1 protein-coding gene and 1 pseudogene are annotated in these 1070 nt (G+C 57.9%); one reads left to right on the top strand and one right to left on the bottom strand.

The features are described 5' to 3' along the window. Window positions 1-262: pseudogene (locus HEP69_RS23530) on the bottom strand (flagellin); the annotation flags it as partial. A 249-nt stretch (window positions 263-511) separates the two neighbouring features. On the opposite strand from HEP69_RS23530, the gene HEP69_RS23525 reads away from it, so the two are divergent. Further along, a partial coding sequence (locus HEP69_RS23525; RefSeq protein ID WP_290560947.1) for a MotA/TolQ/ExbB proton channel family protein occupies window positions 512-1070 on the top strand: 559 nt, incomplete at its 3' end.

Genomic DNA, 1070 nt, shown 5'->3' with positions numbered 1-1070 from the left:
CTTGTTCGAAACTTCGGCGTGCGCGGCTTCCAGTCGTTTGCAGGAGGTTCTTGCCGTCGGTGGCGTTACGAACGGGTTGGTTGAGGGCGGTGATCTGCGATGTCATCTTTTCCGCGATGGCCATGCCGGCGGCGTCGTCTTTGGCGGCGTTGATGCGCTGGCCCGCCGACAGGCGGCTCATGGGCGCGTTCATGTCCTCGTTAACGCGGGTCATGTTGGCCTGCGCTGTGATCGCGCTCATGTTGGTATTGATCGTGGTCATTTTCAGTCTCCTGAGTTGGCTTGTTACGTTTGCCGGCGCTTGCTGGCTGTACGCTGCCCAGCGCTTGACAAGAGCAACGGCGGCGGCGGAAAATGTTTAGTAAGATTTCCAAAAATCGTTTTAAGTGTATGTAATTAAACGAATTAATACTTTTGCGACTAACCCTGATCGGCTTGGTATGGTTCTTGCCCCTTCTCTTGCGAGACCTGGCAGAGTGCCGGTTGCCACGCTTTTCAGGGAGTCCCGTCAATGGATATTGCGTCGCTCATCGGTTTGATCGGTGCGCTGGGAATGGTGGTCGGCTCGATGCTGGCTGCGGGCGGTCTGGGGCCGTTCATCGACGTGGCGTCGATCCTAATCGTGTTCGGTGGGACGTTCTTTGCCGTCATGTACAAATGCACTATGCCAATTTTCCTGCGCAGCTTTGGCGCGGTGGGCAAGGCGTTCATGCCCAAGGCACCAAGCAAGGAAGAGCTGATCACCAAGATGGTCGAGTTGTCGGATGTCGCGCGCAAGAATGGCCTTATGGCGCTGGAAAATCAGGAAGTGCCGGACAAGTTCTTTTCCAAGGGATTGCAGATGTTGGTGGATGGCGCGGACGAGTCCAAGCTGGGCAAGCAAATTTCTGATGAGATTAAGGCGATGAAGGTGCGCCAGGGCGAAGTGCATGAAGGGGTTCGCGGTTGGATCGACACGGCCCCGGCAATGGGGATGATCGCCACGCTGTTTGCGCTGAGGCACCGCCGGGGCAAAATGGCGAACCCCAAGGCCAGTGGGCCGCCGCTGGCGGGGGGCTGTGGGCCCCCCG

Origin of the sequence: Aestuariivita sp. (assembly GCF_021404545.1) — a bacterium.
Taxonomy (GTDB): Bacteria; Pseudomonadota; Alphaproteobacteria; order Rhodobacterales; family Rhodobacteraceae; genus Aestuariivita.
The sequence above is the reverse complement of the archived record's forward strand: the minus strand, read 5'-3'. Positions and strand labels throughout refer to the sequence as shown.